The organism is Paenibacillus sp. FSL H3-0321, from assembly GCF_038002865.1.
GTDB lineage: Bacteria > Bacillota > Bacilli > Paenibacillales > Paenibacillaceae > Paenibacillus_AQ.
Window position 1 is genome coordinate 3259664 of sequence record NZ_JBBODH010000001.1, and the last position, 24156, is coordinate 3283819.

Here is a 24156-nt window from a genome sequence, read left to right on the forward strand (position 1 = left end):
TTCAATTACCTCCCAAAAGTTTCACTTGATCATTTCCGGCCTGCTCTAGCCAAGTTGTTCATGCAAAAATCCCAGTGTCACCGCCACGGCTTCATTCAACTCCGGGGTCGGGCCTTCGTAAGGATCTACGGTGTTGAAGGTGTGGTCAGCACCTCTTACCGAATAATAACGGTGCTGCGGTGCCTGCTCCCGGAAGCCTGCATTCTGCTGCAGCAGCGATTCCCTGTCCTGGTCGCCCTGGATGATCAGCGCAGTAGCAGGTAGCAATCTTAGAGCCTCCTCCAAATTAAAACGTCCCTTATTCCGCTCCACATCTTCCTGAACGGCATAGTCCTGCGGAGTCAGTGCCGGCCCCCCGTCAGCCTGAGAACGGGCTGGCGCAGAACCGCCGTTCCAGACCACCAGCGCCTGCACTTCCGGATGCTCGGCAGCGAACACAATATTGCCGCCGCCCGCACGGCTGTGCCCTAGAAGGGCCAGCCGCTTAAGGTTGGCCTGCTCCGCCAGCGGCAGTCTGCCCTCCTGCAGACTGCCCAGCACCTGCTCCAGGTCTTCCAGTTCCCGGCTCAGCGTAGCTGTTTCCGCGAGTTCTTGCGGTCCGATCCCTGTTGCGCTGCGGGCAGCAATACGTGAGAAGTTGAAGCTGACGGTGTAGAAGCCGCTTTCCGCAAGCCTGCCGGAAACCTCCGGCCAGAATGCCCAATCCTTATGACCCCGGAAGCCGTGGCTGATCAGGACAACAGGCTTCAATAACTCACCGGGAGGAACCCTTACTTCGCCCTCCAGATAAAGACCGTTATCCAGCGGCAGCTTGAAACGTTCAATCGTCAAAGTTTCCTTTCCCATACGTAACCTCCTCCATATAAGAATTTATTGGAGCTGCCAATCGCTGATATTGAAATCTTTTTTAGCCAGCTTCTCCTCCACCAGGAAGTTCTTCGTACCCTGGAGCAGCTTCAAGCCTTCTTCGGTGAAGGCGGTATCCTTGATATCGCTGATCGGATTCACCTGCTTCGCCAGCTCGGGTGTGGTATCGCCGATTTCGGCCAGGAATTCGTAATACTCCTCTTCATGCTGCTTGAGATCGGCCAATGCCTTCTCCCGCGCCGCATTCCAAACCTTCGGGAATTCCGGGAATTTTTCCAGATATTCCTCCGACACAACAGTAGCGCTGGAGCCCAGCAGATCAGGATGCTTCGAAGCATCATCCAGATGGGTGTAGCCTTCATCAATCAGCTTCAATGCCGGAACACCGAGATTGGTCGTAGCATCCACATCTCCCCGTGCAAGTGCAGCCGTAGCATCGGGAATCAGCATATGAACCAGCTTATAGCCGGTGACGCCCTCCTGCTGGAGCAGGCCGACCACATAGCGGTGCATGAAGGAGCCTTTTTGAATAGCGATGGTTTTGCCCTGAAGATCCTTGACGGTCTTGGGACCGTCCTTCTTGCCGATCAGGTAGCCGACGGTATGGGCTGAGGATTGTGAGATCAGGCGTGTTTTTGCACCGGAGGCATAAGCTATAATAGCCGGAGTGTCCCCTAGACTGCCGAAATCCAGCCTGCCGCTAATCAGCGATTCCGTCTGGTCCGGTCCGTTCGGGAAGCCGGTCAGCTTCACTTCGGTAATGCCGTATTTCTTCAATTCCTCCTGGATAATGCCTTTATGGAACCCCCAACCTTCCGCGCCGCCCGGAACGTTCAGCTTATTCGAGCCGATAAAGCCGAAACTCAGCACAGCAGGCGCATTACCGGCTGTCTCACCACCCGCCGCCTCTGCAGTATTAGTGCCGCCTCCTGCTGCCGAAGAAGCCTCCTTGCCGGAGCCTGCATTATTTCCGCAAGCCTGAAGCACCAGCATGACCATAACCACACTTGCGATAAGTGTGAAGCGAATCCCTCTTCCCCAACCGCCTTGAATCTCTCTATACGTTTTCATTGTCCTGATCTCCCCTCAGTCTTCTGCTGAATGATTTTATTCGTGCTGTTTCTTCCGCAGGATTCTCAGAACCCCGCTCTGGCCGCCAGTTTATACATAAAGTCATGACTTGCCACCGGCTGTCTGCCCTTGCCCCAACCGACCTTCTCGCGGTAACCGCCAAGCAGCCCCTGCTGCTCCAGTTCCGCCTCTGTCACACCGGTAAGCTCTTCGGAATCCGGCGCTACATATAAAGCATCTGTAGGGCAATACAGCTCACACATGAAGCAGGTCTGACAATCGCTCTGCCGGGCAATGACGGGAATTCCGTTCTCCACCCGGTCAAAGACGTTCGTCGGACAGACAGACACACATTGATTGCACTCTACACACCTGGCAGCGCTGATGACTTCAATCACAACAGTACACTCTCCTTCGCAACCTCTTCTGTTTTCACCCAGACCTGATCCAATCCCCCGCTGATCAGCCGGTGATGCTGACCGTTATCCGTTTCCTTGTAATCCTCCCGCTTGTGCATCCCCCGGGTCTCCGTCCGGGCAAGTGCGGAGCTGTACATCCAGCGCGCCGTCGCCGTCATCGCTTCCGCTTCGCGCGCTTTAACCCCCTCCGGCGTACGCTGGATTTCCCGGCTCCGCTGCTCTTTCCACAGTCCGTCCAAGCGTTCCAGCGAAGAGGTCAGCCCCTGCTCGGTACGGAACAAATTGATGTCGTAGGGCTTGACCTCAGCCTGTACAGCGGCCACCGCCTCAGCCGTTCTGGCTGCCGCTCCCGGCTTCACCTGCTGGTGAACCAGCGGCGAGGACGACAGCCCTACTGGTGTGCGGTGCGCTGCATGTTTCCCAAGCTCCAGCGCATAAGCCGCCGCCCCTTCTCCGGCGAAGGAGCCGGAAGACATGGCCCAGGCAGCATTGTGACTGCCGCCTCCGGTGAAGCCGCCGCAGATCAGCTCGCGGGTAGCCGCATCCCCTGCGGCATATAATCCCGGAACGCCGGTGCTGCAGTTCTCATCCGTAATGCGGATGCCGCCTGTGCCGCGGACTGTACCTTCCAGCCGCAGTGTCACCGGAAAAGCGTCCTTGAAGGGATCGATTCCCCGGCGGTCAAAAGGCAGGAAGAAATTCGTCTGCGCGACTCTCAGCAGCGGTCTCAGATCCTCTGAGGCCCCGTCCAGCTTGGCGAATACCTGGCGGCCCGCCAGCAGATTCCGGGCAATAACCGAGCGGCCTTTCTTGGAGCCTGCCCCTTCCACTACGCTGCCGTCCTCATAATAGAAGCTTGCATAGCTGTAATAGGCCGTCTTCGTCACTGACGAGAAGGTCGGGCAGATGGCATAGGCATTGGAGAATTCCATGCCTGAGAGGCTCGCTCCGGCCTCGGCGGCGAATAAATAGCCGTCACCGGTGAGGACGTTGCAGCCCAGCGCTTTGCTCAGGAAGGCGCAGCCGCCGGTCGCGATCACCACTGCCCCCGCCTGAACGCTCCAGGTCTCCCCGCTCTGGGTATGCACTCCGGCTGCTCCGGCTACACCGTGCCCGTCGGCCAACAGCTCCAGCACCGGGCTATGGTCCAGAATCTTCACACCCGCTCTCTTGACCAGCTTGCGCATTAGCCGCATATATTCCGGCCCCTGCAGGCTTCTGCGGTATGGGTTGCCCTGTTCATCCAGCGGGAAGGGATACCCCGAAATGCCCAGCCGGTTCATATTGTCGTAGGTGCGGTCCAGCACCCGGTCCATCCAGCGGTGCTCCGCCAGCTTTCCGCCCATGGAATAGCGGCTGGCCTTCGCCTCTTCACGCAGCACGGCGTCCGGCTGCACATACCAGACCCCTGTACCTGACGGGGCGGTTGCCCCGCTGGAGCCGCAATAGCCCTTATCGGCAAGAATGACCTTCGCCCCTTTAGCCGCAGCCGTTAGGGCCGCCCATGTTCCTGCGGGACCTCCGCCGATCACCAGTACATCCGCCGTCAGATTCAAAGAGTCCTTTATTGCCGAAATTTGATTCATTGTCCTAGCCCCCTATAGATTCATTAGCCTTGATAGCTGTCACGCCAGTACAGGAATTTGCGCTCAATCGCGCGGAACAAAGAGTCGATCAGCTTGCCAACCACCGCAAAAATGATAATGCCTACAAAAATGACTTCCGTATTGGAGTTCTGCTTCGCCTCATTAATCAGAAATCCCACCCCCGACTGCGAGCCGATCAGCTCGGCGACGACAAGGCCAATCCAGGCCACCGCCATTGAAAGACGCAGGCCGAGCAGAATACCGGGCAGCGCCGCAGGCAGAATGAGCCGCCGCAACCTCTGCATATGGCTGAAGCCCAGTACCCGTGCGACCTCAAACAGCTTGTTGTCCACACCCCGGATGCCCATAAAAGTATTGATATAGAGCGGAAAAAATGAGCCGCTCATAATAATGACGGTCTTCGAGACTTCGCCAAAGCCGAACCAGAGAATAATCAGCGGCGCAATCGCCAGATGCGGAACCAGCCGCAGCACCTGGACACTCGGGTCCAGCAGGTACTCTGCACTGCGGAACAGCCCGGTCAACACCCCGAATAGCAGACCTAGAAGGCCGCCAATCAGAAAACCGAGACCCGCCCTCCCGATACTGACACCCAAATGTTGGGTAAGCTCCCCGGTACCCGCAAGGCCCGCAAAGGCCGAAAGAATCGACAGCGGCGCCGGCAGAAATTCCGATGAAACCAGTCCGGTGCTTCCGGCAATCTGCCAAACGGCTAAGACCGCCACCGGAATTGCGGCTCCGGTTCCCCAATCTGCAAGAAGGGATTTCAAGCGGAAGGAAGGGAGTCTTCCCGCATTATTACGCGCAGTAATAGGTGCCGTACCGCTATAATCACGCGCCTCCCTTGCCCCTTTGGCAGCCTTGACTACCGCCTCTATTCCATCGCTCATGATGTTGTTCTCCTCCTATCCTTGATAGCTGTCCCGCCATCTCAGCAGCCGCCGTTCGATCAGACGGACAATGGTATCACTCAGCAGGCCGGCAGCGGCAAAAATAATAATTCCCACGAACACTACAGGTGTGTCTGCAAATTGGCGGGCGTCGGACATCATGTATCCGATTCCTGAAGTGGAAGCAATCAGCTCAGCCACTACCAGTCCCAGCCAGGACAAGCCCAGCGACAGGCGGACGCCAAGCATTATGTTCGGGACCGCCGCCGGCAGCACCAGCCGGAGAATCTGCTGCAGCCGGCTGAAGCCAAGCACCCTGGACACTTCAAACAGCTTGTTGTCAGTCCCGCGGATGCCCATAAACGTATTGATGTATACCGGAAAAAAAGCTCCTTTGGCAATCAGCAGCACCTTGGATTCTTCACCGATGCCAAACCACAGGATGAACAACGGCACTACGGCCAGACTCGGTATCATCCGGATCATTTGCAGGGAGGGATCCAGCAGCTTCTCCGATCTGCGGAACAGCCCGACCAGTACGCCGAACAGCAGGCCAAGACCGCCGCCGAGCAGAAATCCTGACAATGCCCGGATCACGCTGATCCGGAGGTTGCTCCAGAGGTCTCCGGTGGAAGCGAGCGAGATGAACGACTGGGCAATGGTATAAGGGGTCGGGAACAGCATCTCCGAGATCATTCCATAATGTCCAAGGGTCTGCCACAGAATCAGCACGCTTCCCGGCAGCAGCATACCAAGCCCTGCAATGGCCGCTTTTCCGGGTCTTCCGGGGGTTCTGGCCGCGATGGCCCGATTGCTCATAAATATCCCTCCTTTTATCATATAATTCACATCGTCTAAGTCGGATAAAGGACAACACGAATCCCTTGTTTCTATAAAATCGTTTCAGTAAAGACAACCTTAAATCCCTGCCCCGTCAGTCAGCTCAAGCTCATCCACCTTCTCGAAATAATTCAGCACCTTCAGACGCAGCTCTTGAAAAGAGGTAGTCGTCTTCTTGCGCGGATAAGGCAGATCGACCGGAACGACCTTGCGGATTTTGCCCGGGCGCGGCTCCAGAATGACTACCCGGTTGCCCAGAAAGACAGCTTCATCAATGTCATGGGTTACAAAAATCATCGTGGTCCGGTTCCGCCGCCAAATGTCCAGCAGCACCGTCTGCATATGCGCCCGGGTAAATGCATCCAGAGCGCCAAACGGCTCGTCGAGCAGCAGGATCTTTGGATTCCGCAGCAGCGCCCGGGCAATCGCCACACGCTGGGCCATCCCTCCGGACAGTTCGCGGGGATAGGACTTTTCGAAGCCGGTCAGTTTCACCAGTTCAATCAGCTCATCCACCTTCTGCCGGATGTCCGGCCTGCCAAGCGGCAGGTCGGAGGCGATATTCTTCTCCACGGTAAGCCAAGGAAACAGGCGGTGCTCCTGAAAGATAAACCCCTTATCAATACCCGGACCGCCAATCTCCTCACCTTCGAGAGTCACACTGCCGGTATAACCGCTATCCAGACCGGCGACGATGCGCAGCAGCGTGCTTTTGCCGCAGCCGCTGGGTCCAATCACTGTAATAAATTCGCCTTCCTCTACATGCAGATCAACCTCATGCAGTGCCTGTACCTGCCCGCCCGCTGTATCAAAGCTCTTGTTCAAATGCGTAATAGACAGCAAAGCTTCACCCATTCATGTTCCTCCTTCCAATTGGCAAACCCAAAATCTACACAAAAAAAACAGAGGGACCTCGTGTGAAATAACACGGGCACCTCTGTCTGAACAGTCGGCAATTAATAATTCAAAGTAAAACTATTGGAATTTGTAAATTTAAAATATCATCTATCTACAGGTCTGTCAACAAAAATACACATTTCGTTTACAGCGAAAACGCTATTTACTTAAGTACATTAATTCAAGCAAATGCATTGAATAGGCTTCTTCTGAAGATACTCGTGAAGATACTCGACTGAAAGCCCTCCACGGTTCACATAACATTTATCATTTACTCATATACTTACATTTTGTAAGCAGTTATGTTATAATCATCAATATTCCTTCTCACACCGGACCAGTTACCATTTACTATATTTTACATTCTATTGAATAAGGGGTCAGCATTTATGAATAACAGCGTTCCACAGGAAAACGTGCCGGAGTTTGAATTTGGTATTTACACACTCGGTGATATCGTAACCGATTGCCATACAGGTCAGACCATCAGCCCCCGGCAGCGTCTCCATGAAGTCATCGCAGCGGCTAAGCTGGCTGATGAGGCGGGGCTGGACGTGTTCGGTGTCGGTGAGCATCACCGGCTTGATTTTGTCATCTCCTCGGTGCCGGTTGTACTCGCGGCAATTTCGCAGGCCACGAAACGGATCAAGCTGACAAGCGCCACAACGGTGCTGAGCACTATAGATCCGGTGCGGGTCTTCGAAGACTTCGCCACACTTGATCTGCTGTCGGATGGCCGGGCGGAGATTATCTCCGGACGCGGTGCTTTTCTGGAATCCTTCCCCCTGTTCGGATACGAGCTGGAAGATTACAAGAAGCTGTTCGCGGAGAACCTAGATCTGCTGCTGGAGCTCAATCAGCATGAAGTCATGAACTGGAAGGGAACCTTCCGCTCCCCGCTGAAGAATGCCGAGATCGCCCCGCGGCCTTTGCAGCGGAAGCTCCCGCTCTGGGTCGGCATTGGCGGTTCGGCCGAAAGTGCCGAAAGAGCTGGTACGCTTGGTATTGGGATGGCTATCGCCATTCTCAGCGGCAGTCCTGAACCCTTTCAGAATCTTGCCGAAACCTACCGCAGAAGCGGAGCCAAAGCCGGTCATGCTCCAGAGGACTTAAAGATCGCCATCACCAGCCACGGATATATTGCGAAGACGTCCCAGCAGGCGCTGGACGAGTACTACCCTTACTATTACAGCTACCGCAATGCCATCAGTCCGCATCCGGGCCAGGAATACGGAGTATCCCGCAGCGATTTCGGGCGTTTCGTCTCTCCTGTTAACACGCTTGCCGTTGGCAGTCCGCAACAGATTATTGAGAAAATCCTGTACCAGCATGAGCTGTTCGGACATAACCGCTTCATGACCCAGCTGGACATCGGCGGACTCCCCTTCAACAAGGTAGCGACGGCTATTGAGCTGCTAGCCACCGAGGTGGCACCGGTCGTGCGGCGGGAAATTGCCAAGAAGCGTAGCAGCCGGTCTTCGCACCAGGAAATCTAAGAAACTGGGCGTACCCAAGTGGAAACTGCTTTTTTTGCAGGACGGTATCGTTCAGCGAGAAATAGAAGGATAATTTATAGCGTGAAGCATATAAATCGCTTATATTTACAAAAAAGGGGTCTCCGGCTGATGCCGGGGACCCCTTAACTATTTAGGCGAATGAAGGCTTGCTGTTGTCGACCTTCCCGCTGATAAGCTTCTTGTATTCCTCATCTCCGCCATCCAGCGATGGCGCAATATATACGTGGCCTGCCGAAGAAGCTGGCTTTGCTGCCCGGCCTGCACTTGCCTTGCCCTTAGAGCGCCGTGTCCCTCCGGAACTGCTGCCGTTGCCGCCTGCGGATCGGCGGACCGCACTGGACAAACTGACTACACCCTTCATATTCTTCATGCTCCTAGTCCCCTCCCACTAAATAATTGACGGTACGGAACAAATCGCGGTTGTAAGCAACCACTGTGGTAAGATCCTCCGCAGACAGCCCGTCGTCTCCCGAGAAATGCACAGAAAGGACATGCTGCTCACCTAAAGGATAGCATAGGATATATACCTCGGCAACTTCAGTACGCTGAAAAAAGGTCCATTCCTTGCTCAGATAAGCATCGAGCACACCGGGCCGCTTCCCTTTGTCTTCACTTAATGAAAAAGGGTAACAATGCCCACGGCCCACATTTCCGCCTACCTGTATCAGACCTTCCTTCTCACTTTCCCGCCAGAGCGCGGCGCCAATCACCCGGCATTGTCCGGGCGGCAGAAAGGAATTGCGGATAGCCTCGCTGAGCGCCTGGTATTTCTCTCCACCCTGAGCTCCGGCCACATTACTATTATATTGCCAGAAGAAATGAAGGATACTTTCCTTGCGCCTAAGCTCCAAGCCCAAATGTTCCAATTCCTTCAGGGGATCGCGGTAGCTCCCCTGCTCCTGAATAATGTCCAGGATCTTCCCGCAGCTGACATCAACGGCTGCCACCGGATTATCATGCTGCCATTCATACTCCAGCGGGGTGAGCCCGGAGAGATCGGATAAGAGATGATACTCTTCGATATTCTTGCCGGGAATCAAATCCGTACGCGGGGTTACCCGGTCCGGAAGCAGGCAAAAGACACGTCTGCGCCGCAGCCTGGCCCAGAACAGCCCCATTTCGAACTGTGTATTATCACGGGTTACATAATAATATTTGCCGCGGATTTGAGCCACATCATCAGGTGAAAAGACGAATACGGCAAAATCGCTTTCATCCAGATGTCTCTCCAGCGCCTCCATCGTATATTCATTCGCACGGAAGGCATTGGCATACCAAGGATTAACCTCGGCTTCTCGCTTTAGCTGTTCGTGGATCGCCCGGGCGTAACGGATGGATTCCCTGGATGATCCGATGAATAGTTTGGGTCTGGTCACGACGGCACTCCTTTACAAACTTTTCCAATATGAAACAATTATACAGTGCTTTGCCGCTTTGGAACAGAGGTTTAATTTCTATTAAATTTTAACCAAATCCTTTTCTTTGACCGATGAAACGGGTAATAGACATTTATCCATCCGGGAAGAGAGGAAATTTATGAACAAATTTATACATACCGCAGTGCTGGCAGCCTGCTTGCTCACTGGAAGCATGCTGCAGACTGCAACCAGTTCCGCTGCAGGAGCCTATACAGCAAAAGTGAGTGCAAGCTCCCTGAATGTACGCAGCGAGCCGGCAGCCAATGCGGCTGTCACAGGCTCCTTAAAAAGCGGCGCACAGGTGACCGTTACCGATGAGCAGCATGGCTGGGCAAAAGTGCGGTCCGGTTCAATCTCCGGCTGGGTTGCGGGGTATTATCTCATAAAAGTGAGCGGGACAGGTGGTGAAGCCCGTGCAGCAGTTGCTGTATCCACATCCGCCAAGACCTCCGGAAGCGGCAGCAGCACAGCAATGGTTACAGCCGACTCCCTGCGCATCCGTGGAGGTCCGGGAACCGGTTATAAGATACTCGGGGCGTTAAAGGCAGAGGACTCCGTAACTGTTCTGCTGCGGCAGAACGGTTGGGTGCGGATCCGCACCGCCAGCGGGGAGACCGGCTGGGTCTCTGCACAATATATTGCCAGCGGAAGCTCCGCGAGCACGGGAAGCGGGAGCCGAACGACTGGCAGCCTTAGGCAGACTGGCGGGATCAATGGCAAGCGGATCGTCATTGATCCGGGTCATGGCGGCAGCGACCCGGGCATGCTCGGCACATCCTTTGACACTTTGGAGAAGGATCTGAATCTGCAGACGGCATTGTATGTCCGCGACTATCTGACAGCCAAGGGAGCCCGTGTGGAGCTGACACGCACCCAAGACCAGCGCCCTTCTCTCGCCAGGAGAGTGCAGATCGGGCAGTCTGTGGGGGCGGACGCTTTTGTCAGCATACATTACAACTCCTCCCCGAAGAATGTAAGCGGCACGCTGACTTTTTATTACTCGGAATCGGATGATCTGCGCCTGGCACGCTCCATTGAGAACCGGCTCGGGCAGGGCATCGGACTGAAGAGCAACGGGGTATCCTTCGGCAACTACCATATTCTGCGGGAGAACAACCTTCCGGCAGCACTGGTGGAGCTCGGGTTCCTAAGCAACCGGAACGATGAAGCGGTCGTCCGCACATCTGCCTATCAGAAAAAAGCCGCCAAGGCAATTGCCGAGGGGCTCGCAGACTATTTTAAAGGTTAATGGCGAAACGGCTATATACTGATTTCTTTGATCTTGAGATCCCTCATTTTGCCAAGGTCGATATATTCACCATCTATCTTGATTAAGGGCGTTTCGATGTTATGGGGATTCAAGTAGACAATTTCACCGACACGGCCGTCGGTTAAGATCACATCGCGCCCGACGGTCCGTTTCACAATATTCTCCAGGAACACAGAGACCACATGCGGGTCAAGCGCCCCAAAGCTGCCTCTCCTCATCTGCTCCACAATGGAATGAAACGGCATGGCCTCATGATAGGGCCGCTTGGAGGACATCGCATGAAAGATGTCGGCAACGGCAACGATTTTGCTGTAGGAATCAATCTGCTCCTCCTTCAGCCCCAGCGGATAACCCTTGCCATCATTTCGCTCATGATGCTGGAGCGCGGTCAAGGTGATATGGGAATTCGCCCCCGTTGTCTCCTTGAGCATCTCATAGCCATAGATCGTGTGCTTTCGGACCATGGCGAATTCTTCAGCGGTCAGCTTATCCGGTTTATTCAACAACTCGGAGGGGATTTTGAGCTTGCCGATATCATGCAAGGTTGCAGCTAGGGAAAGCACCGACAGCTCCGCCTGCCCCATATTCATCCATCTGCCAATCAATGTGGATAACACACCTACGCCAATATTGTGCTGGTATGTATAATCGTCCTTCCCCTGAATCGCTTCGAACAGCGCAAAAATATCGGGAAGGAGTGAAATCTCCTGAACAACCGGTACAACATCCTTTCTTATATCCGCCAATGGTACTTTGCGGGTTAATCTGAAAGAATTAAATAAATCCTTCGACACTTCCACGACACCGTTGACCATCTCGCGGCAGGCCGGCGTCTGTGGTTGTTCATCGGTGAATACGATATCCAATGTATTGATTCTTTGCTTGCGGATGAGTTCCAAATGCTCTGCGTTCAATACGCTTCTTGCAGGTATTACAGTTACACCGTACGCATTGATCAGATCATTTTTGAGGATTCTGCCTAAATAACTATCCATACCATACCAACCCTCCCATTTAACCGATAAAATGATGTGCGATATCCGTATGACTATTATCGGTAAAAGATGGGGAATTCTGAAATTTGTAGGACGGCTCCATTTTTTGTCCATTGTGGAGTGGTTATTTCGCTACAGAGAGTCCTCCTGCTTGCGGTATTCACGAGGAGTCTGCCCGGTCGATTTCTTAAAAACCCGGCTGAAATACTTCTCATCCTCATAGCCGACCAGCTCTGAAATCTGCGACAGCCGCAGGTTTGTATTTTGCAGCAGCGTCTTGGCCTTGTCTATTCTCAGTGCAGTTAAATAATCGGACAGATTCTCCCCGCTGATCTGTTTGAACTTGCGTGAGACATTCTCCCTGCTGATAAAAAAGCGCTCGGCGATATGCTGAAGCGTCATGTCCTTGGCGTAGTTCTGATTGAGGTATTCCCGGATTTCCTGAACAAGCCGGCTGTCCGGTGTCTGGGAATTCCCTTTCCACAATCGCTGCAGCATAGTCTTAAACTGATTCCGCCAGTTCTCAACGGAGAACATCCCCTCTTCGTCATAACACAGCTCAAAGGCAATCTCCTCATTCTGCCGCCAGCGCATCAGAACGGCGCGGATCTCTTCCTGCTGGTGCAGAAAGTTATTCTCGGTGAGCAGCGACAGCCCTGAAAGCTGATCGGCCCATTCATCAACCACCCGTTCCATTCTCTGCAGATCCCCCGATAATACGGCCACTCTGAGCTTGTCCAGCAGTGATTCCAGCACGTGGTCTTCCACAGACCCACTCTCCTCCGTCAGCTCCCTGTAATGATAAATGCGCCCTTCCCGCTGAAGGAGATTGCGCTCACTCAGGCCTTGACGCGCCTGACGGAAGGCGTTTTGCAGTCCTTCGGGAAAAGCCACGGGCCGGCTGAGTCCAATATCCACCTGTACCCCATAAGTCTGTTTCATCGATTCATTGATAAGCCGCACCCACACTTCCACATCCAGAGCCGCCGTCCAGAAAAGAATGACAATATCGGTGCCGGCCTGCCAGCTGCGAAAGGCAAAGCCGCTTCTCCCGGGGGAGATCACCTCATTGCAGACGTTCGCCAGCACGAAGGAGGTCAGCGTCACATCGCCATGAAACCGCTCCAGCAGGCGGCAGTTTGCACGCTGGAGCGAGATTACGGCAACTCTGCAGCTTGCCGCATCCCCCTGCAACCCCAGCTCTTCGCACAAGGAAGGCTTCAGCTCCTGAAATGAAGCATGGCCGGAGACCAGATCCGAGAGCATCTTGTCCCAGTACAGCGGCCGCAGCACATTAAGCTGCATATTCTGCCGGTGACTCTGCTGCCGCTCCTCCTCTTCCTCCAACCACAGCTTGAAGGCATGCTCGGCTGCGGCAATCAGTTGTTTACTGTTCAGGGGCTTCAGCAAATAATCTGTCCCTCCGTAGACGATTGCCGGCTTTACATAATTGAAGTCCTGATACCCGCTAATGACAATTGTCTTCGTATTCGGGAAATGATGATGCAGCCATTCCAGCAGCTCCGCACCGTCCATCAGCGGCATCCGCATATCCGTGAAGACAATCGCCGGCTGTTGCTCCTGCATTATCAGCGTAGCTTCCTGCCCGTTGGTCGCCTCAAAAATCTCTGAAATCTGATATTTTTCCCACGGTACAAAATAGCGGATCGCCTCACGCACATGCTTCTCATCGTCTACAATCAGCACCTTCATCTCACTTGCCGCTCCTTTGGGTCCATTGCACTCCCTTAATTTGTTGGGTCCATCATATCCAGCGGAATAATAAGCGTCACCTTAACCCCGCCGCCTTCGACACTCTGCAGCAATAGCTCTGCCCCGCTGCTCATCTGCAGCCGCACACGCGCCAGTACGTTATGCAGCCCAATCTCTTCGTGCTCTGTCCGGCCGCTCTGCTGAAGTCCGGCTGTAATTTCCTCCAGCCGTTCCGCAGTGATTCCTTTGCCGTTGTCCTTGACGGCAAGCCGCAGGCTGCCGTTCGCATCCAGAGCACAGGTGATGGAGATTACAGCCTCGCGGATCCCGTCCGTAAAACCATGCTTGAATATATTCTCAACAATGGGCTGCAGAATCATCTTGGGCACGGCAATCTCCAGAGCAGCTTCCTCTGCATCAATATCCAGCCTTAAGTTCTCTTCCCCGAAACGTTCCGTCTGCAGGATCACATAATTCTGCACATGCTCCAGTTCATCACGAAGCGGGACCTGCGTCCGCTCCGTGTTCATGGAATAGCGCATCATACTGCCAAGCGAATAGATGAGATCATACACCTTGGGTGCATTGTAGCGCAAGGACAGACTGGCAATGGACTGCAGGGCATTATACAGGAAATGAGGATTGACCTGGGCCTGCAGCGCCTTCAGCTGATTGGTCTTGTTGGCCAGCTCAAGTTTGTATTCCTTTAAGATAAGATCGTTGATCGTCCGGGTCATGCCGGTGATTTTGCGTGTCAGGAGGCCGAATTCATCCTCCCGTTCGGCATCCATATGCGCATCAAGCTGACCAATCTGCACTTTCTGGGTGAAGGAGATCAGCTTCTTGATCGGCCTTGTGAATCCGACGGAGATTAATACCGCGCTGAGTCCGCCAAGGATCAGGAACAGCACACCGATTCCGGTGTTGAACCGGGTGATAGTTCTGGCATCGCCATACAGATCTTCATAGGGAACCAGCTTGATGATGCTGCCCTTGAACAACGTATTCTCAATGTGGCGATACATTACAATACCCTCGAAACCATCCTTCTTCCAGGTGAAATGGCCACTGTCATCCTTCTCCGGCAACTGGCTCCAGCCTGCAGTGACCGGTTTGCCGATCCAATCGGAATCAGAAGCAAACAAGGCCTGCCCCTGTTCATTCAAGATATAAAGCCGTTCTGTATCCGAATTGTACATGGATTTGACGATTCCCTCCAGCTCCCCCAAACGGAAATCAATCGACAGATCGGCCAGAACATCATCGCTCGGCGTTCGGTACATGGGGAAATGAGCAGTAAAAACCGGCACAGTACCCGATTTCAAATTAGGGAATCCGGACTTCATCCCGTATTGATGATCCATATGCGTAACCTCAATATAAGGCCGGTACGTTTCCTCCGTTTGGATCACCGGGGCGTAATCATCATTATTCTCCCGGCGGAATAGCCCGCCGAGCACCAGATTCGACTGCCTGGCCGCCCGGACATACAGGTGAATCTGAAAGGTGTTCCGGTCGGAGAGGAACAGGTTATAGAGCTGTGTTGAGATGATCGCCCGGTTATCCGGCAAGACGGAGTTTTCAGGAGCATTATCCGGATGTTTGGCCGTAAGCAGGCTCGTATAGAAGGAGCTGGGGACATTGATTCCGCTGTATAGGGACATCGCCTGCTGATTCACTCCGCTGAAGTAACTACTGAGATTAGCCTCCCCAAGTGTCAGCAGCTTCGTATTCTGCTTCACTGACTGTTCGGTTACCGATTTCTTGGTATAGAGATATGAGAACGTTACGGATATCCCCGACGGAATCACTGAGGCCAGCAGCACTAGCGCCATCAGCCGGGTCCGGATACTGTTTCTGAACATGCCCTTTTCCTCCTGCAATATAATCCACTTTTATAATCATCAAATTGAGTGTTGATGACTCCTGCCTCTTCCTATAATGAGGGTATGAACCCGTTGAAAAACTATACAAAGGAGATTCCATATGAGAAAAGCTCTGCGTTTGCAAAAAGGCTGGGGACAGCAAATCGTTTTCCTCGGCCCCTGCCTGCTCTTCTTCCTGACCATTGTGGTCACACCCTTCTTTCTCGGCTTTTATTATTCTTCCACTGACTGGAACGGGCTGGATCTGGACAAAGCGGTCTGGACAGGCGCCGCCAACTGGAAACGGATTTTTCTGAATGATGATAAGTTCTGGGAATCCCTGCTCTTTACCCTTCGCTTCACTATAGTGTCCGTAATTGCCGCGAATGTGCTGGCACTTCTGCTGGCCTTCCTGCTGATGACGACACTGAAGACCAAGAAATTGCTGCGTACCATCTTCTTTATGCCCAATGTAATCGGCGGTATTCTGCTAGGATACATCTGGCAGTTTATCTTCACCAAGGGCTTCGGGACAATCGGCGAAATCACCGGAATCTCCTTCTTCCAGCTGCCTTGGCTCGGTACGCCCAGCACTGGCTTCTGGGGCCTTGTCATCGTATTTGTGTGGCAGACTGCCGGGTATATGATGGTTATCTATATTGCCTCACTCGCCGGGATTCCGAAGGATTTGATTGAAGCGGCCAAGATCGATGGCGCCCGCGCACCCCAGCTGTTCAAAAGCGTCTATGTGCCTTTGATCATGCCGGCCATCACAATCTGCCTGTTCCTGACCACATCCAATGCCTTTAAAATGTTCGACCTTAACCTGTCGCTGACCAAGGGCGGACCGGGAACCTCCACCCAGTCGCTCGCCTATAACATTTATGCGGAAGCGCTAATCAACAACCGGTACGGTCTTGGCACAGCCAAAGCGCTGCTCTTCTTCGCTGCTGTATCACTGATCACCGTTACTCAGGTATGGATCACTAAGAGAAAAGAGGTGTCGGCATAATGAACAGCAGCAGATACCGTCCCAGAAATTTCATTCTGGAAATTGCCGCCATACTCCTGGCCCTTGTCTTCCTGTCTCCGTTCTACCTGGTGCTTAGCAACTCTGTTAAAGGGCTTAAGGAAATTCTGACTGATGCTGCATCGTTTCCGCAGGTTTTTGTGTGGAGCAATTATTCTAAGGTCTGGGACGCCATAGACTTCCCGCAGGCTTTCTGGAACTCTCTGCAGATTACCATCCTGAGCGTTATCTTCATTGTTCTGTTCAGCTCCATGGCCGCTTATCAGATCGTTAGAAAGCCGTCGCGCTTCAATTCCTTTGTCTTCCTGCTGCTCATCTCGGCGATGATTATTCCCTTCCAGTCGCTGATGCTGCAATTGGTCCGGGTAACCAGTATCCTGGAGCTGCGCGGAGAACTTTACGGTATTGTGGCTTGCTATCTGGGGTTCGGGATGCCTCTGTCAGTCTTCCTGTTCCACGGCTTTATCAAAACCGTGCCCTTTGAGCTGGAGGAAGCGGCCCGGGTCGACGGCTCCAATCCTTACGGCGTTTTCTTCAAAATCGTCTTCCCGCTGCTGATGCCAATTATTGTTACTGTAATTATTCTCAACACCCTTTGGATCTGGAATGACTACCTGCTGCCTGTGCTGGTCATCGGCGGTAATAAGGATCTGACTACACTGCCGGTAGCTGTAACCAAATTCTTCGGGCAGTACACTAAGAAGTGGGATCTTGCGCTCGCAGGACTGGTCATGGCCATTACACCGATCCTCCTGTTCTTCCTGACGCTGCAGCGGTATATTGTTGAAGGAGTAACTTCAGGATCCGTCAAGGGATAAAAGGGTTGCAACAATATCCACTTTTTCGAGCAAAATATTAAGTGTAAGTGTAAGGTCATATGCATTACGATCAAGTTGTAGGAACCACAGACCAGGGAGGTTATTCTATGAAAAGAAAGTTCGCGTTTGTTATCGCAACCGTTTGCACACTCATTATCGCAGGTTGCGGCAATGGCGGCAATACTAATTCCGGGAACAATGGAACCGCTACCAATGCGCCGAAAGAGTCAGCAGCAACTGAGGCGACAAAAGCTCCTGCCAAAGATGTGACGATCAAAATGTTCCAGTTCAAGGTCGAAATTGCCGAACAGCTGAACACATTGGCTGAACTGTATGAGAAAGAAACCGGAGTCAAGGTTGAAGTCGAAACGCATGGCGGCGGCGAAGATTACGGCGCTTTGCTCAAAGCGGAAATTGCCTCAGGCTCGGAACCGGAAATTTTCAATAACGGCGGCTACACCGCTCTGGTTCCTTACATGGACCGCGCTACCGACTTGTCAGACCAGCCTTGGGCCGCAAAACTGATCCCTACCTCCAAAACTCCTGCTACTGTGGACGGCAAGCTTTACGGCATGCCGATGAACGTCGAGGGCTATGGCCTTATCTATAACAAGGATCTGTTTACCAAAGCTGGTATTACTGAAGAACCAAAAACACTGTCCCAGCTTAAGGACGCTGCCGCGAAGCTGAAAGCTGCCGGCATCACTCCATTTGAAGCAACCAACGAATGGTGGTCCATGGGGATGCACCTTGTGAATGTTGGTCTTGCCCACCAGCCTGATCCGAAGAAATTTGTCGATGATGTCAAAGCCGGTACGCAAACCTTTAAAGGCAATGCCGTGTTCGAACAATGGCTTGATCTGGTGGATGTAATCTTCGGCAACGCCCAAGATAACAAAATGACTACTGACTATGCGACTCAGGTTGCTGATTTCGCCTCCGGCAAAGCGGCAATGATGATGCAGGGCAACTGGACTCAGGGTGATATCGACAAGATTGACCCTGCACTGAACCTTGGCCTGCTCCCGCTCCCGATCAGTGACGAAGAAGGCACCATTCTGGTAGGAGTACCTAATAACTATGTTGTAAACAGCAAATCCGCGCATCCGGAAGAAGCCAAAGCGTTCCTGAACTGGCTCGTATCCTCGGAGACCGGCAAACAATATTTGACCAAGGAGTTCAAGTTTATTCCGGCTGAAACTGATATTGAAACAGCTGCAGAAGATATCGGCCAGGTTGCCGTTGCTGTCCAAGAAAAATCCGCAACTGCACTCGGCTGGAACTGGGATATGTTCCCTGACGGGGTAACTCAGGGCTTCGGCGCTGCGATGCAGGAATATCTCGGCGGACAAATTAACCACGATCAGCTCCTGGAAAAACTGGATAAATCCGTACAGGATATCGTGAAGCAATAATCAGTGCAAAGCTTATACATCCTTATGTACAAAAAGCCCCGCCTTCCGGTGTGCTGTCAGGTTATACCTGACAGTCACCGGGGGAGCGGGGTTTTGTCTGATTCTGCCTTTTAGATGAACATTTCAACAATCAGGAACAGATTGAGTGATACGACCAGCGCAGAGATGATCCAGCCCAGGACCGTAGTAATCCGGTGGTTGACCAGCCCCTTCATAATCTGGCGGTTGCTGGTGAAAATAACAAGCGGGATCAAAGCAAAGGCTATCCCGAAGGACAATACTACCTGGCTCATCACCAGTGCGCGGGTCGGATTGATGCCAAAGGCGATAATCGCCAGCGGAGGAATAATCGTAATCGCCCGCCGCAGATACAGGTTGATTCTCTTATTAATGAATCCCTGCATAACCACATCACCGGCCATTGTCCCAACCGAAGAACTCGACAGTCCTGCGATCAAGAGTCCAAGGCCGAACGAAACTGCCGTTACCGGACCAGCCAGATGGCGGAACTGCTGGAAGGCCACATCCAAGTCTTCAACTACAAGCCCGTTCTTAAAGAAAAGGGCAGCGGCAACGATTACCATCGCCATATTCACAGCACCAGCAATAACCATCGCAATGACGATATCGATCATTTCCAGCTTGAAAATCTGTTTTTTCTCTTTTTCGTCAATCCCGACCACACGGCTCTGTGTCAGTGAAGAATGAAGATAAATCGCATGCGGCATGACCGTTGCCCCGAGAATCCCTGCTGCCAGCAGGATGCTGTCCACACCCTCGAATGCAGGGGTGAATATTCCGGCGATTACTGCTCCCGCATCCGGCTTAGCCATAATGACCTGGAAAGCAAAGGCTAAGACGACGATCAGCACCATCGAAGCAATCCCGGCCTCAAGCGTCCGGTAACCACGCCGCTGCAGCTCAAGAATAGCGAATGAACCGACAGCGGTAATTATTGCGGCAGGCAGCATCGGTATCCCGAATAGCAGATATAGTCCAAGGGCTGCCCCGATAAACTCCGCCAGGTCCGTGGCAATAATGACCAGTTCGCTTTGTATCCATAAAAAAATGGAAGCGCCCTTCGGGAAGCGTTCGCGCGCCACTTCCGGCAGATTCTTTCCGGTAGCTATGCCAAGCTTGGCGGATAAGGACTGTATCAGCACGGCCATTAAATTCGATGCGGCAATGACCCATAACAACAGGTAACCGTATTTCGATCCGGCCGTAATGTTCGTGGCGAAATTCCCGGGGTCCAGATACGCTACTGAGGCAATAAAGGCCGGGCCCAGAAACGGAAGGAGTCTCTTCAATCCTTTGACGTCCCCGTTAAGTACAGCTTGTGCTGAAATTGTATTCTTGTGCTTCGGATTATTTATCATTTTGGGTGTTTCCACCACGTTTTGCTCGATCATTTCAAACCCTCCTCTTGCCCGGAAAAAGTTGTTCTCACACATGAAAGTTTCCCTGGTGCAACATTTAACTTATTTTTATTATAATCTGCTTAATGAAAAATGTAAATGTAATTTTCATGGAATTTTCCGATAAAACCATCACTTATTCTTAACTCAAATTAATGTCCGGCAATCATAGTTAATCATATGTACCATAAGCCCAGTAAGTGAGCCTCCACAACATAAGACTCCACAAGTGGAAACGGCTTCCCCGTCCTCAAAAGGACGGTATCCGTTTCAGCGAGAAGTAGAAGGATAATTTATAGCGTGAAGCATATAAATTCTTAAATTTTAAAAAAACGGGCAAGATTCAGGATGAAATTCCCTGTTCTTGCCCGCTTCCTCAAATAGCTATTTCTTCCCCTTCCAGCTATCCTTCAGTGGAACAATTCTGTTGAATACCAGCCGGTCTTCGCCGCTGTGCTTGCTGTCGGCACAGAAATATCCATGGCGCATAAATTGGAATTTCGCTTCCGGCAATGCCCCTTCCACAAATGGCTCCAACAGGCAATTCTTCAGAAGCTTCACCGAATCCGGGTTAATGACATCTCCCCATGTCCCGGTATCGCCCTTAGGACCCTCGTTGTCTTTGAGCAGCTTCTCGTACAGATATACATCAGCCCGAATGCCGTGACCGGCAGATACCCAGTGGAGCGTTCCTTTCACTTTCCGCCCGTTAAAGCCGCTTCCGCTCTTCGTTTCAATGTCATAGGTACAGCGCAGCTCAGTGATCTCCCCCGTTGCCATGTCCTTGACCACTTCATTGCATTTGATAATGTAAGCCCCCTTCAGCCGCACCTCTCCGCCTATCGTCAGACGGCGAAAGCCCGGAGACGGTTCTTCCATGAAATCCTCCCGCTCAATATATAAGACTCCGGAAAAAGGGACCTTTCTTGTGCCTAGCTCTGGATTCTCACTGTTGTTATCTATATCCAGCAGCTCAAAATTCTCTCCGGCTTGCCCTGCATAATTGGTGATCACAACCTTTAAAGGATCAAGCACCGCCATTACACTAGGCGCTTTGGCTTTCAAATCCTGTCTCAGGCTATGCTCCAGCATCGAGAAGTCAACCATTGTCTGATTTCTGACCATGCCAATCCCCATCACAAAGCTCTTGATGCTCTCCGGCGTAAACCCTCTTCTCCGCAGTCCGCGAAGCGTGGGCAATCTTGGATCATCCCAGCCTTCCACATAATTGCCGGCAACCAGCTGCCGGAGATAACGTTTGCTGGTGACAACACCGGTCAGGTTAACCCTGCCGAATTCCCTTTGTTTGGGCGCCTCGGGGGTCTCCAGCTCATTCAGTACCCATTCGTACAACGGCCGGTGATCCTTGAATTCCAGAGAGCACAAGGAATGTGTTACTCCTTCAATAGCGTCTTGAATGGGATGGGCAAAATCATACAGCGGATAAATGCACCACGCCTCCCCTGTCCGGTAATGTTCGGCATGAATGATTCTGTACAGTATGGGGTCCCTCAGATTGATGTTGGGCGAGCCCATATCTATTTTGGCCCGCAGCACCCTGGACCCGGAAGGATACTCCCCGTTTCTCATTCCGCTGAACAGGCTCAGATTCTCTTCCACCGTGCGCTCCCGGTAAGGGCTGTTCGTTCCCGGTTCGGTTAAAGTCCCCCTGAAGGCGGTGACCTCCTCATGAGACAAATCACAAACATAGGCTTTGCCCTTACGGATCAAGGCCACCGCGCTGCTGTAGATTTGCTCCGAATAGTCAGAGCCGTAATAAATATGCTCACCCGGGCTGCAGCCCAGCCACTCGATATCTTCTATGATGGCCTTCACATATTCCATATCTTCTTTCAGCGGGTTGGTATCATCAAAGCGCAGATTAAATACTCCATTGAATCTGCGGGCCATGTCATAGTTTGTATGAATCGCAAACGCACTGCCGATATGAAGATACCCGTTCGGCTCCGGCGGAAACCTTGTGCAGACCGCTCTGCTGTAGACGCCGCCTTCCACATCTTCCCTGATCAGTTTCTCCATATAGTTCTCTTCATTCTTCTCTTCTGGCATCTCATTTACATTACTCATAGCTAAACCCTCCTGTGTGTGTGCAATAACCGCTCCTAAACAGTAATTCTGCGCAACAAAAAAGAACCTCACCTCCAAGACTTTGCGTCTTGGGGACGAGATTCTCGCGGTACCACCCCATGTTTATTAATATGTCGCCATATTAAACTCATCAAGTACGGCATTGCTGAAAGCAAGGCTTATACTCTAGCTCTGTAACAGGAGCACCTGTCGTACCATCCCCGGCTGCCGGTTCCGATACGCCGCTCAGAGGCTTGTTTCAACAATACATTCCCTGCCCCTTTTCAGCATCCGGGGCTCTCTGTGAAGGAATGAAATTATCTACTCTTCTCATCATCGCGTGTCATTATTTTGTATAGAATACCAAACAATCCCTGCCCCTGTAAAGGGGCGGCTTACCCCTCACTGAGCGCGGCCAGCAGGTCCAAGGCTTCCTCATGTTCCGGCTCCAGGACCAGTGCCTTGCATGTATAATCCAGTGCCGCCTCCATATCCTCAAGCTCATAGCTGCAAATCGCGAGGCAATAGAGCACTGTAATTACCGGCTCTTCCTCACTCTCATGGAGCGAGCGTTCCAGGAACATGCGGGCATCGCGGTACATATCCATTTCAAACAGCAGCAGTCCGCTATCCAGCGCCAGATCATACCTCTGGGGCATCGGGTAATATCCTGCCCACATCTGCTGTATGCCATGCTGGAGATCCAGCAGTTCTTCGTCATTCGCATCCTCCAGCAGGCTGGAAATACGCTCAGCGCTCTGGATGAACAGCTCAGCATCATATCCGCCGAGTCGCCAGAAAGCGAGAATTTGCTGCAGCCCGATGCTATCGAAGTTCTGATCCACCCATACCTTCAGGCTGAAGAAGTCATCCGGTCCGAACCGGTCGACAAATCTCCGGTAAGCCAGCCGGGTATGCACATGGCTCGCCGGATCTTTAAGCTTCAGAATACAGCCAACGTTCAGGTTCTTATAATGATGCGGGGTGAACAGCGAAAGTGCACCCTTCTGCTCAAAAAAGTACTGCATCGCGTGATAATTGGCCGTTAAGGAGATACTTCCGTGATGCATCAGCTTAGGGGGCTCTGCAAACTCCCAGTTCTCCAGCCGGTGATCGCCCTTGTCGGCGGTCAACAGCAGAAAGCCCGCTTGGGACAGACTGTCCAGCCGTTCCATACAAGCCAGCGCCGTAGCCGGGAACAGAATATGGGTATCCTCCAGCTTCTTCCGGTAGTAGTCCGCCACCACGTGATACGGATACGACTTCTCTTCATACCCGGCTGCACGGCTGTAATGATATTCCGGAATGATCCCCTTCAGCACCTCTGAAGTTCCCATCGACTCGGCTTCCTCCGGATACTTTAGGGAAACCTCGCATTCATAAATTTTGCCTTCGTCGATATAGAGCAGTTCTTGCTGAATGCTGTCAAAGAAATAATTGGCGATTACCAGCAGCGGCTGCTTCAGTCCACCTACATGGATCACATTTCCGCTGTGCGTCAGATGCAGCTCGGTATCATGGACCGCGTCAAAGCGCGCGAAATCAAGGATTCCCTGCTGAACAAAAGGGATCAGGCCGGGATGCTGCTGCCAGCCGGCAATATTTTTGACAGGCAGATCGCTCATTACATATTGGAATGGAGGCAGCTTAATCCCCGCATAGTCGATCAATTCACTCAGCTTCTGCAGCACCTGGAAGGCTAGTCTGCCTGCACCCGCACCCATTTCCAGAATAATAACCGGCTCATCGGTCTGGCCAAGTGCATAACGGTCTTGCAAGAAGCCGAAGATCATCTCAGCATAGGCTGTCCCGATCATCGGGTTGCTCGTAATATATTGCGGAACCTGGTCATTTTTCCAGGCTTGCAAACCCAATTCTTCGTAATATGACCGCTGCAGCTCCCAAATCGGCGCTTCACTAAAGCGGTAGCGTTGTTGTTCGCTATTCGTCATGTTCTCTAAACCTGCTCTCTATAATTCTTGTTGAATATTAATAATTATATCCAATATCATGTCCAG

At 52.4% G+C, this 24156-nt stretch carries 20 protein-coding genes and 1 other annotated feature; of the genes, 5 read left to right on the forward strand and 15 right to left on the reverse strand.

Going from position 1 to position 24156, the window contains the following annotated elements; translation table 11 throughout:
• Positions 1 to 45 precede the first annotated feature (45 nt).
• The 7 genes from MHI45_RS14295 to MHI45_RS14325 all read right to left on the reverse strand — a co-directional run bounded on the left by MHI45_RS14295 (position 46) and on the right by MHI45_RS14325 (position 6549).
• Entirely contained in the window at positions 46 to 846 is an 801-nt protein-coding gene (locus tag MHI45_RS14295) for an alpha/beta hydrolase family protein (RefSeq protein WP_076114030.1), read from the reverse strand.
• Positions 847 to 870: 24 nt separating this feature from the next.
• Positions 871 to 1938 (reverse strand): ABC transporter substrate-binding protein, encoded by a 1068-nt coding sequence (locus MHI45_RS14300; protein ID WP_076114031.1) that lies wholly within the window; start codon positions 1936 to 1938, stop codon positions 871 to 873.
• A 65-nt stretch (positions 1939 to 2003) separates the two neighbouring features.
• Positions 2004 to 2336: a 4Fe-4S dicluster domain-containing protein gene (locus tag MHI45_RS14305; RefSeq protein WP_038596708.1), complete on the reverse strand. Its 333-nt coding sequence runs from the start codon at positions 2334 to 2336 to the stop codon at positions 2004 to 2006.
• Positions 2333 to 3943 (reverse strand): FAD-dependent oxidoreductase, encoded by a 1611-nt coding sequence (locus tag MHI45_RS14310; RefSeq protein ID WP_076114032.1) that lies wholly within the window; start codon positions 3941 to 3943, stop codon positions 2333 to 2335. Before MHI45_RS14310 ends, MHI45_RS14305 begins: the two co-directional genes overlap by 4 nt.
• Before the next feature lie 23 nt (positions 3944 to 3966).
• Positions 3967 to 4854 (reverse strand): ABC transporter permease, encoded by an 888-nt coding sequence (locus MHI45_RS14315; RefSeq protein WP_076114033.1) that lies wholly within the window; start codon positions 4852 to 4854, stop codon positions 3967 to 3969.
• 15 nt (positions 4855 to 4869) lie between these two features.
• Positions 4870 to 5673 carry an ABC transporter permease gene (locus MHI45_RS14320; RefSeq protein WP_076114034.1) on the reverse strand — a complete coding sequence of 268 codons (804 nt, stop codon included), beginning with the start codon at positions 5671 to 5673 and terminating at the stop codon, positions 4870 to 4872.
• Between the two features lie 99 nt (positions 5674 to 5772).
• Positions 5773 to 6549 carry an ABC transporter ATP-binding protein gene (locus MHI45_RS14325; protein ID WP_076114035.1) on the reverse strand — a complete coding sequence of 259 codons (777 nt, stop codon included), beginning with the start codon at positions 6547 to 6549 and terminating at the stop codon, positions 5773 to 5775.
• 431 nt (positions 6550 to 6980) lie between these two features.
• On the opposite strand from MHI45_RS14325, the gene MHI45_RS14330 reads away from it, so the two are divergent.
• Positions 6981 to 8087, forward strand: coding sequence for an LLM class flavin-dependent oxidoreductase (locus MHI45_RS14330; protein ID WP_076114036.1), 1107 nt, complete (start codon positions 6981 to 6983; stop codon positions 8085 to 8087).
• Positions 8088 to 8238: 151 nt separating this feature from the next.
• Here the strand turns inward: MHI45_RS14330 and MHI45_RS14335 are convergent, their stop codons facing one another.
• Positions 8239 to 8478, reverse strand: a complete 240-nt coding sequence (locus MHI45_RS14335) for a hypothetical protein (RefSeq protein WP_038596719.1) — start codon at positions 8476 to 8478, stop codon at positions 8239 to 8241.
• A 4-nt stretch (positions 8479 to 8482) separates the two neighbouring features.
• Positions 8483 to 9484: a TIR domain-containing protein gene (locus MHI45_RS14340; protein ID WP_076114037.1), complete on the reverse strand. Its 1002-nt coding sequence runs from the start codon at positions 9482 to 9484 to the stop codon at positions 8483 to 8485.
• Positions 9485 to 9644: 160 nt separating this feature from the next.
• Here MHI45_RS14340 and MHI45_RS14345 point away from each other — a divergent pair, with 160 nt between their 5' ends.
• Complete coding sequence (locus tag MHI45_RS14345; RefSeq protein ID WP_076114038.1) at positions 9645 to 10775, forward strand: N-acetylmuramoyl-L-alanine amidase; 1131 nt, start codon at positions 9645 to 9647, stop codon at positions 10773 to 10775.
• Positions 10776 to 10786: 11 nt separating this feature from the next.
• On the opposite strand, the gene MHI45_RS14350 is transcribed toward MHI45_RS14345, so the two are convergent.
• From MHI45_RS14350 to MHI45_RS14360, 3 genes are all read right to left on the reverse strand, one after another.
• Positions 10787 to 11791 carry an HD-GYP domain-containing protein gene (locus MHI45_RS14350; protein WP_076114039.1) on the reverse strand — a complete coding sequence of 335 codons (1005 nt, stop codon included), beginning with the start codon at positions 11789 to 11791 and terminating at the stop codon, positions 10787 to 10789.
• 132 nt (positions 11792 to 11923) lie between these two features.
• On the reverse strand, positions 11924 to 13504 hold the full coding sequence (locus MHI45_RS14355) for a response regulator (RefSeq protein WP_038596728.1): 1581 nt from the start codon (positions 13502 to 13504) through the stop codon (positions 11924 to 11926).
• 35 nt (positions 13505 to 13539) lie between these two features.
• Positions 13540 to 15369 (reverse strand): sensor histidine kinase, encoded by a 1830-nt coding sequence (locus MHI45_RS14360; RefSeq protein WP_038596731.1) that lies wholly within the window; start codon positions 15367 to 15369, stop codon positions 13540 to 13542.
• A 121-nt stretch (positions 15370 to 15490) separates the two neighbouring features.
• On the opposite strand from MHI45_RS14360, the gene MHI45_RS14365 reads away from it, so the two are divergent.
• The 3 genes from MHI45_RS14365 to MHI45_RS14375 all read left to right on the forward strand — a co-directional run bounded on the left by MHI45_RS14365 (position 15491) and on the right by MHI45_RS14375 (position 18632).
• Positions 15491 to 16381, forward strand: a complete 891-nt coding sequence (locus MHI45_RS14365) for a carbohydrate ABC transporter permease (RefSeq protein ID WP_038596733.1) — start codon at positions 15491 to 15493, stop codon at positions 16379 to 16381.
• On the forward strand, positions 16378 to 17217 hold the full coding sequence (locus MHI45_RS14370) for a carbohydrate ABC transporter permease (protein WP_439823194.1): 840 nt from the start codon (positions 16378 to 16380) through the stop codon (positions 17215 to 17217). The genes MHI45_RS14365 and MHI45_RS14370 overlap by 4 nt, the downstream gene beginning before the upstream one ends.
• A gap of 107 nt (positions 17218 to 17324) precedes the next feature.
• Positions 17325 to 18632, forward strand: coding sequence for an ABC transporter substrate-binding protein (locus MHI45_RS14375; RefSeq protein WP_038596738.1), 1308 nt, complete (start codon positions 17325 to 17327; stop codon positions 18630 to 18632).
• A 110-nt stretch (positions 18633 to 18742) separates the two neighbouring features.
• Here the strand turns inward: MHI45_RS14375 and MHI45_RS14380 are convergent, their stop codons facing one another.
• From MHI45_RS14380 to MHI45_RS14390, 3 genes are all read right to left on the reverse strand, one after another.
• Positions 18743 to 20011, reverse strand: coding sequence for an Nramp family divalent metal transporter (locus MHI45_RS14380; protein WP_144024483.1), 1269 nt, complete (start codon positions 20009 to 20011; stop codon positions 18743 to 18745).
• Positions 20012 to 20434: 423 nt separating this feature from the next.
• Entirely contained in the window at positions 20435 to 22138 is a 1704-nt protein-coding gene (locus MHI45_RS14385) for a glutamine--tRNA ligase/YqeY domain fusion protein (RefSeq protein WP_076114044.1), read from the reverse strand.
• 88 nt (positions 22139 to 22226) lie between these two features.
• Positions 22227 to 22484, reverse strand: a binding site (T-box leader).
• 49 nt (positions 22485 to 22533) lie between these two features.
• Positions 22534 to 24090, reverse strand: a complete 1557-nt coding sequence (locus MHI45_RS14390) for an SAM-dependent methyltransferase (protein ID WP_076114045.1) — start codon at positions 24088 to 24090, stop codon at positions 22534 to 22536.
• Between the last annotated feature and the right edge of the window lie 66 nt (positions 24091 to 24156).